General features: G+C 40.6%; 6 protein-coding genes and 3 pseudogenes. 2 read left to right on the top strand and 7 right to left on the bottom strand.

What is annotated here, in order from left to right; all coding sequences use genetic code 11:
• From EDC41_RS08895 to EDC41_RS13885, 3 genes and pseudogenes are all read right to left on the bottom strand, one after another.
• A pseudogene (locus tag EDC41_RS08895) lies at positions 1-178 on the bottom strand (IS1595 family transposase); the annotation flags it as partial.
• Between the two features lie 56 nt (positions 179-234).
• Positions 235-564 carry a thioredoxin gene (trxA, locus tag EDC41_RS08890; RefSeq protein ID WP_006250045.1) on the bottom strand — a complete coding sequence of 110 codons (330 nt, stop codon included), beginning with the start codon at positions 562-564 and terminating at the stop codon, positions 235-237.
• Positions 565-810: 246 nt separating this feature from the next.
• Positions 811-1,476, bottom strand: a pseudogene (locus EDC41_RS13885) (OmpW/AlkL family protein).
• A gap of 254 nt (positions 1,477-1,730) precedes the next feature.
• Here EDC41_RS13885 and clpB point away from each other — a divergent pair.
• The gene (clpB, locus tag EDC41_RS08875) at positions 1,731-4,298 is read left to right on the top strand and encodes an ATP-dependent chaperone ClpB (RefSeq protein WP_006251667.1); all 2,568 of its coding nucleotides are present in this window, start codon (positions 1,731-1,733) and stop codon (positions 4,296-4,298) included.
• 213 nt (positions 4,299-4,511) lie between these two features.
• Complete coding sequence (locus EDC41_RS08865) at positions 4,512-5,654, top strand: 5-methyltetrahydropteroyltriglutamate--homocysteine S-methyltransferase (protein WP_006251668.1); 1,143 nt, start codon at positions 4,512-4,514, stop codon at positions 5,652-5,654.
• A 56-nt stretch (positions 5,655-5,710) separates the two neighbouring features.
• On the opposite strand, the pseudogene EDC41_RS08860 reads toward EDC41_RS08865, so the two are convergent.
• The 4 genes and pseudogenes from EDC41_RS08860 to EDC41_RS13545 form a co-directional block, all read right to left on the bottom strand.
• Positions 5,711-7,051 (bottom strand): annotated as a pseudogene (locus EDC41_RS08860) (DASS family sodium-coupled anion symporter).
• Positions 7,052-7,177: 126 nt separating this feature from the next.
• The gene (locus tag EDC41_RS08850; RefSeq protein WP_006249630.1) at positions 7,178-7,966 is read right to left on the bottom strand and encodes a hypothetical protein; all 789 of its coding nucleotides are present in this window, start codon (positions 7,964-7,966) and stop codon (positions 7,178-7,180) included.
• 299 nt (positions 7,967-8,265) lie between these two features.
• Entirely contained in the window at positions 8,266-8,970 is a 705-nt protein-coding gene (locus EDC41_RS08840; RefSeq protein WP_006249632.1) for a hypothetical protein, read from the bottom strand.
• Complete coding sequence (locus EDC41_RS13545) at positions 8,963-9,127, bottom strand: hypothetical protein (RefSeq protein WP_006249633.1); 165 nt, start codon at positions 9,125-9,127, stop codon at positions 8,963-8,965. The genes EDC41_RS08840 and EDC41_RS13545 overlap by 8 nt, the downstream gene beginning before the upstream one ends.
• Positions 9,128-9,135 lie beyond the last annotated feature (8 nt).

Genomic DNA, 9,135 nt, shown 5'->3' with positions numbered 1-9,135 from the left:
CAAACATTTCCAAATGAGGGCTATGTTGATAGATAAGCAACCGCAAGCGATGGAAGTAATACGCCGCCGTGTTTTTGTTTACATTGACCAACTCAGATGCTGTTCGGGCTGTTACCCCTGCAACAAACTGCTCAATGAGTTTGTTTTGTTTGTACTGACTTAGACGACTTTTTCTCATTTGGGTATCTTAACCTAAATGGAGTTTTTAGTCGTTATCTAGGACAGCCCCTTAAATTATAATGCTTGTTTGATAAATTCAGCCATTTGTGCGTGCGGAATTGCACCAACTTGCTGGGCAATCACTTCACCATTTTTGAATAATAGTAAAAATGGAATGCTGCGTACGCCAAATTGTGCTGGTACAGATGGATTTTCATCTACGTTCATTTTGACAATTTTTACTTTACCATCAAATTGTGCATCAACAGATAAATCGTCAAGTACGGGGCCGATCATACGGCAAGGACCACACCAAGGCGCCCAGAAGTCTAATAATACCGGTACATCTGATTTTAAAACATCTTGTTCAAATGTAGCATCTGTTGTATGAATGACATTGCTCATAAGTTTATCCTTAAATATTAAATTAAAAAAAGAAACGCCCTAACTGGCAAGTTAAGGCGAACAGTTGTGTATAAGATAGAGATTAATCTATAAAATTTCAAGCAAGATTTACCAATTACACCAATAAATATTTGCATAGTGAGATTTTATTATCTCTTCAATTAAAAGTAGAAACGGGCTATATCTAAACAACTGCAACAAAAAGGGCTAATCACTAAGATTAGCCCAACTCGTTCTCAACAATAATTAGAACTTCACACCGAAACCGGCAAATAGGACAACCGGATCAAGTTTTACTTTTACTTCGTGTTGCATATCATTAGTTACGCTTGGCGTTTTGAATTTCGCCGTGGTTTTGATACGGGTGTACCACGCTGAGGCGTTGAAATAGATGTTATCGGTTAATTTCACATCAACACCGAGATTCGCCACCGGTCCGAAAGAGTGTTTTTTCACATTTAAATCCGTTACCGCTGCATGTACTGATTTTGCGTGGTAAAAACGGGTATAGTTCAGACCCGCACCGATATAAGGTTTCACTTTAGCGGTTGGTTCAAAGAAATAGTATTGAGCATAAAGGCTCGGTGGTAATTGTCTTAAGCTCACAACACGACCTAAATTCGCATTTGCACCTAATGCCGGCACAATCGCATTGATTTAATGCGAGAATGGCGTTGCACCTAATAATTCGATACCCACATTATCCGCCAACATATAAGTGGCCGTTAAACCTAACTGGGTGTTGTTTTTTACTTTTAAATCAATATCAACCGCAGTTTTCGTATCTGAACTTGAATTTGCCTTAACATGCACAGCACCGGCACGGAATATCACATCACCAGCTTGATGTGCCATCGCAGTTCCAGTTAATAATGCCCCACCTAAAATAATTGCTAAAGTTGATTTTTTCATTTTCATATCCTCAAAAATAATTAGAATACCTATAATGAGGTAAACTTTAGCAGAGTGTAAATGAAATGAAATAGAAATGAATTGATATTTATCAAACTTTTAACACAAAGATACCCAACAAGAGTTATTTTATTTATTTTTGTGATCTTTTTCACATTTTTACTTGAAAATTATTTACCAAGCTCCATTTAATGTTTCAACAAGAGATGTAAATAAAAATTTACACTTTCTAAACTCATTGTAAGGAGAAAGAAATGAATTTTGAAAAAATGACCACAAAACTGCAAGAAGCCTTGGCAGAATCCCAATCGCTTGCAGTTGGAAAAGATAATCCTTATATCGAACCTGCCCATTTACTGTATGCGTTAGTAAAACAAGATGGTGGATCTGTTGCCCCTCTCTTTACCGCATTAAATATCAATGTGCAAACCTTAATTAGTGAATTGCAAGCTATTTTAGACCGCTTGCCGCAAGTTCAAGGCGGTAATACACAGGTTTCACAGCAATTAGTGAGATTGTTAAATCAGTCAGACAAGCTCGCACAACAATTTGGCGACAGTTTTATTTCCTCTGAATTGTTTGTGTTGGCAAGCATTGAGGATAATGGCGATTTAGGTAAATTATGGAAAAAATTTGGCTTAAGCAAAGAAAAACTGACACAAGCTATCAGCCAAATTCGAGGAGGAGAAACCGTGAATAATCAAAACGCAGAAGAAACCAGACAAGCATTACAAAAATATACGATTGATCTGACCGAGCGTGCCAAAGCTGGCAAGCTAGATCCGGTAATCGGTCGTGATGAAGAAATCCGCCGTGCGGTACAAGTTTTACAACGCCGCACTAAAAATAACCCAGTATTAATCGGTGAACCGGGGGTCGGTAAAACTGCGATCGTAGAAGGCTTGGCACAGCGTATTGTAAACGGCGAAGTGCCGGAAGGCTTGAAAAATAAGCGTGTACTTTCGCTGGATATGGGAGCATTAATTGCCGGTGCGAAATATCGTGGTGAATTTGAAGAGCGTTTAAAAGCGGTTTTAAACGAACTGGCGAAAGAAGAAGGGCAAGTTATCCTCTTTATTGATGAAATTCACACGATGGTTGGAGCAGGCAAAACAGACGGAGCAATGGACGCCGGCAACTTATTAAAACCAAGCCTTGCCCGTGGTGAATTGCACTGTGTGGGGGCTACAACCCTTGATGAATATCGCCAATACATTGAAAAAGATGCAGCCCTTGAACGCCGTTTCCAAAAAGTATTGGTGGACGAACCAACGGTTGAAGATACGATTGCGATTTTACGTGGTTTGAAAGAGCGTTATGAAATCCATCATCACGTTCAAATTACAGACCCTGCCATCGTGGCGGCGGCAACGCTTTCGCACCGTTATGTGTCTGACCGTCAATTGCCGGATAAAGCGATTGACTTGATTGATGAAGCCGCTTCAAGCCTGCGTATGGAGATTGATTCTAAACCTGAGCCGTTGGATAAATTAGAACGCCGCATTATCCAACTCAAATTGGAACGCCAAGCGTTACAAAAAGAGGAAGATGAAGCGAGCCGTCAGCGTTTAGCCAAATTAGACGAAGAAATGGCAGCGAAAGAGCGTGAATATTCCGAGCTGGAAGAAATCTGGAAAGCGGAAAAATCCGCCTTACTTGGTACACAGCATATTAAATCGGAGTTGGAAAATGCCCGAATTGCGATGGATCAGGCTCGCCGTGAAAACGATTTCGAGAAGATGTCGGAATTGCAATATGGCGTGATTCCAAACTTGGAAAAACAGTTACAAGCGGTCGAAAATGGCGAAAAAAATGCAGATGCTCAGCTCCTCCGTACTAAAGTCACCGAAGAGGAAATTGCGGAAGTGCTTTCAAAAGCAACGGGCATTCCTGTTGCAAAAATGATGGAAGGCGAGAAGGAAAAACTCCTTCGTATGGAAGAAGTATTACACGCTCGGGTTATCGGGCAAAATGAAGCCGTTGATGCGGTGACAAATGCGATTCGCCGTAGCCGTGCCGGACTTTCCGATCCGAATAAACCGATTGGTTCATTCCTATTCTTAGGACCGACCGGCGTGGGTAAAACCGAGTTAAGCAAAACCTTAGCTAATTTCTTGTTTGACGATCCTGATGCTATGGTGCGAATTGATATGTCTGAATTTATGGAAAAACACAGCGTATCCCGCTTAGTGGGCGCACCTCCGGGCTATGTCGGCTACGAAGAAGGCGGCTATTTGACCGAAGCGGTTCGCCGCCATCCATATTCGGTAGTGTTACTTGATGAAGTGGAAAAAGCTCACCCTGATGTGTTTAACATTTTATTGCAAGTGTTAGATGACGGGCGTTTAACCGACGGGCAAGGCAGAACAGTCGATTTCCGCAATACGGTAGTGATTATGACCTCAAACTTAGGCTCGCATTTAATTCGAGAAAATGCGTATAAAGGCTATGATGTGGTTAAAGAAATGGTGATGGAAGTCGTCGGACAGCACTTCCGCCCTGAATTTATCAACCGTATTGATGAAACGGTGATGTTCCACTCACTTGGTCAAGAGCATATCCGTTCGATTGCGAAGATTCAGCTACAACGCTTAATCCAACGCTTGGCAGAACGAGGCTATGAGGTGACAGTAACCGATGCAGCATTAGATCATATCGGCAAGGCTGGTTTCGATCCGCTGTTCGGAGCAAGACCACTGAAACGTGCGATTCAACAAGAGCTTGAAAATCCGCTTGCTCAACAGATCTTAAGCGGTAAATTATTACCGAATAAAGCCGTTACGGTGGATTACCAAAACGGGCAGATTGTTGCAACACAATAATGTCTCCGATGGTGCGAGCGTCCTCGCTCGTACCTTACAAGCGGTGGATTTATCGTAAAAATTTGCAAAAAATTGCTCGAAAATGACCGCTTGCACAGTAAAAATTTTCATATTGCCCTTCATTAATTTTCATAAGCTAATGAAGGGCTTTTTATTACTCTTTTTGCTATCATTAACGGCGTTTATAACCAATACAATTACAAGGAGTAATTTATGAGCCAATTATTTCCGGAAGCAACAATCCGCACTCAAGCCCCGTATCGTAATGATATTGTAGGCAGCTTTCTACGTACCGATGCGTTAAAAAAAGCCAGAGAAGATTTCAATCAGCAAAAAATCACCCGTGACGAATTGCGTGAAGTCACACGCCAAGAGGTCAAAAAATTAGTTGAGTTGCAAAAGCAACACGGTGTAAAAGCAGTCTCTGACGGTGAATTTAGCCGGACTTGGTGGCATTTAGATTTCTTAGCTGAACTTGATGGAATGGATTGGCAAGAAACCGAAGTCTTTAACGTGAACTTTACCGGTCATAAACCCAAAGGGCAAACGGTAAAAATCGTGGGCGATATTGATTTCTCCGAAAGCCACCCTTTTGTGGACGCTTATCGTCTTTTAAAAGAAGCTGCCGGCGATTACCCAACCAAATTCACGATTCCGGCACCGACAATGTTACATATTATCTGCTGTGTGCGTGCGGAAGATTACCAACCGTTACCACAATATCAAGACGAACAAAAACTGTACGATGATATTGCTAATGCTTATATCAAAGCAATGCACAAATTCTACGATATGGGGCTACGTAACTTACAATTAGACGACACCAGTTGGGGACAATTCTGTGCCGAAGATAAACGGAAAGAGTTTGCAGCCAGAGGATTTAATTTAACTGATTTAGCGGAAAAATATGTCGCATTATTAAACCGTATTGTTGATGCAAAACCGGCGGATATGTCAATTACGATGCACATCTGCCGTGGTAACTTCCGTTCTTCTTGGTTCTCGGAAGGCGGTTATGGACCGGTTGCCGAAGTATTATTCGATAAATGCCGTGTTGACGGCTTCTTCTTAGAATACGATACCGAACGTGCAGGCACTTTCGAGCCACTACGCCACATTAAAGATCAACAAGTGGTACTAGGCTTAATTACCTCTAAATTTGGCGATTTAGAAGATAAAAATGCGATCATTGAGCGTATTAAAGAAGCGGCTCAAATTGTGCCAATCAATCAGCTATGCTTATCACCACAATGCGGCTTTGCCTCCACCGAAGAAGGCAATATTTTAACCGAAGCCGCACAATGGGCGAAACTAAACTTAATTAAAGAAATTGCGGAAGAAGTTTGGGGTAGCTAATCCTCTATAATACAAATAGCCGAGTAAATACTCGGCTATTTTAGTTTGTTTTAACATTACAACCAGAAGAGATACCCAACAGTCGCAATCACAAAGATAGAGATAATATTTAGCCAGAAACCAACTTTAATCATCTCACTTTGTTTAATTTGCCCTGTACCAAATACAATCGCATTCGGTGGGGTGGCAACCGGCAACATAAAGGCGCAAGATGCTCCTAGACCAATAATTAAGGCTAATCCGACCGGTGGCATATTTAATGCTTGTGCTATAGAGATGAAAATCGGCACTAACAAAGCCGCACTGGCTGTGTTAGAGGTAACCTCAGTTAGGAAAATAATAAATGCTGCCACAATTAAACCAATTAGGTAAAAATGCCCCCCTTCAATTAGTGAGACGACCCCATCAGCCATAATTTTGCTCGCACCAGTTTGTCCTAATACAGCACTTAACGTCAAACCACCACCAAATAGGAATAATACCCCCCACTCGGTGTTTTCTTGAATCTGTTGCCAATTTGCGACACGAGTAATGCAAATAAGTGCTGCGGCAATCAATGCAAGAATGGTGTCAAAGCTCGCAATTTTGCCATTAATTCCCAGAAATGCAGAAATAATAGGGTTAATTTTATCACCAAAAATCCAACCAAGCGCAATAAAGACGAAAATAGCCAAGGTGATAATACGAGAACGATTTAATTCAATTTTCTCAAATGATCGATCAAAACTAACTGAAAAATTTGGTTTAAATACGATATATAGTGTTGCAATCATTAATGGGAATAAAATTAGCATAATTGGCAAACCATATTTTAACCAATCAGCAAAAGTCAGATTCAATTGAGAAGCAACAATCGCATTCGGTGGGCTTCCCACGAAAGTACCCATTCCACCAATACTGGCACTATAAGCAATTCCTAATAACACGAAAAGATAAGTATTGTGGTTCTGTTTCTGATCAAGTTTACTTAAAATCCCCATTGCCAAAGGTAACATCATTGCAGCTGTAGCTGTATTACTCATCCACATTGACAAAAACGCTGTTACCGCAAATAAAATAACTGCAATCGATAATTTACCTTTAGCTAATGCCATAATTTTATTGGCAATCATACGATCTAGCTACTGAATGTGTAATGCTGTCGCTAAGGCAAAGCCTCCAAAAAATAAGAAAATCGTTGGATCAGCAAAAGCAACAAGAGCTTCTTTTGATTTAACCAGCCCCAGTGCTACAGCCAAAATCGGAATTAATAATGCCGTAACCGTAACGTGTAATGCTTCTGTTAGCCATAAGACGGCAATGAAAATTAACAATGCCAACCCCTTATTGGCTTCAGGCGTAAAAGGCAAGGTATTTAACAAAATAATAAATAAAATAGCATCTGCAACAAAAATCAATGTAGCGAGCCAACAAAACTGCGAAACGCAACCACGAAAACTACGAAAGAAAACAGGAGCTTTACTTTCTTAATTTTAATGGTTTTTTAACGCCCTTTAAATCACTATCAAAGGGCGTTTAAATTTTTAGAACTTATACACCATATTATCCTCATATTTGCCGTTATAACTTGCCGAGGCATTAACCACTATTCTTTCCGCTCCCTCAAACGCTTGCCAGTTTTCTTTTCTGTTTTGAACCATATAGTGAATAAAGCGAATAAACTCGCTTTTGGTTGAGCTAAAGAAGATATAAGGTGGTTTAGTAAGGTCTATCAACCGTAAGAAATCAATTAAATCAAAGTAATTTTCCTGCTTATAGCTTTCCTGCCTTGTGCAAAGATAAGGTGGGTCAAGAATCAATAATACTTTCTCTTTGTCGTGAAATCTCGGCAATAATTGATGAAAGGACTCACTAACCACCTCAATATCATCAAGATAACCCGTTGCTTCAGGATAGTCACTTTGCCGCACACAGTGCCAAAAATCGTGCTTAAATAACTCATCTAAAGTTGCAACTTGCTCACCGCTAAACAATAACCAAGAACTTAAGCATTTGAGGTCTTTAAACCCCTCAAAATCATTGATTTTATTGATGATTTTAGCTTTAATTTCATTGCTAATTCTCTTATTTTTTGGTATAATTTCATCAACAATTTGGTAGATTTCTTGGCGAAGTTGATTTGTCTCTTTGATATGGTTTAGCCGTTCGGCGTAATTATCAAAATCATTATAAATCACTCTTGCTAACGGTTTCTCACGCTTTGCGGTATGTGCAAGCAACCCACTCCCACCAAAAACATCTATAATAGTCCAATCTTTCCCGTCTGCTTCAATATTTGCATTTAACACCTGTTTGAAATGGGATAAAAACATCCGTTTTTGCCCTGAAAAGGGTAAAGGAGCTTGTTTAAATACTTTCTCTATCTCACAATGCTTGCTTGCTGTTTAGTTTGTGCTTTCGATGCCATCGCTGCAACAGCTAACGCTACTAAAGATTTATTCATTTTCTTTCCTTATAATAATAAAAAAGGGGGATTCCCCCCTAATTAGGTTTACTGAAACATCAATTTATCAATCCGGTATGCCGTTGTAGAACAGGTTACCTGCCACATAATAATTCTGATCTCTCGGTGGATTTACCGGCTCTTGCTCAAAATGCCATACGCCATCAATCAGTTTGCCTTCGTGTTCAAGGGCTTCTGCTCCTGTAGTTTCTGAGGTGTCAGCAGGTGTTTCTGCAGAATGTTCAGTTTCAGCGGTGAAACCCCCACCACCTCCGGCTCACGCATTGCAACTAAGTCCGGAATCACTAAATAAATATAAGCCGGCTTGAGCATTACATCGCCACCGCCCTCGGGAATATAGCTATCCGGATAAAGATAAGTGCTGTGAGTTTCAGATAGCAACTCAAAACTAATTTCTGTGCTACCGCCCGAGGTTTTGACAATATAGCCAAACTTACCCTGGAATTGTTGCGGGATCGGTAATTCATACTGTTTACTATTGATTTCAGTAAAGTTCACCTGCCACAAATGCTGGCACATCGTGTGGTAAAGTTTTTGGCGTTGCTCTTCACTTAACTCGTAATCATTCGGGTTACGAGACAGGAATTTTTCAAAACGCTCTTGCCACTGAGTGTTGTATTTTTCAAAAGTTTTGTATTTTTCGACCGCCTCCAAAACGGCATTGATGTTATTAATGGCAACAGCATCTTGCTGTGGCATTGTAACCGCCTCAGCTTGTGGTTGGCTTGGCTGTGCTGATTGCTCACGTTGCTCAATAACCGCTAGCCGGCGGTTAATGTCGCCGACATCTTTGCCAAGTTGGTAGAATGTTATAGCAATCGGGTGGTTTTCGTGGTTTTTGTGTTTAGTCATTGTTAAGCTCCTTACTGCTATCTGACTTTGCTTGGTTGTAAATTTGGAGTAAATCCGGCAGGTTGGCTAAAAAGCTATCGCCGGTAATGATTGTGCTATCTAACTGCACCTCAATGATGAGGTCATCAGTCAGGTCTAGTTCAATGATAGAGGTCATCTCCACCT

This window comes from Mannheimia haemolytica, assembly GCF_004342115.1.
In the GTDB taxonomy this organism is placed as follows: domain Bacteria; phylum Pseudomonadota; class Gammaproteobacteria; order Enterobacterales; family Pasteurellaceae; genus Mannheimia; species Mannheimia haemolytica.
This window is presented reverse-complemented; position numbering and strand designations above follow the sequence as displayed.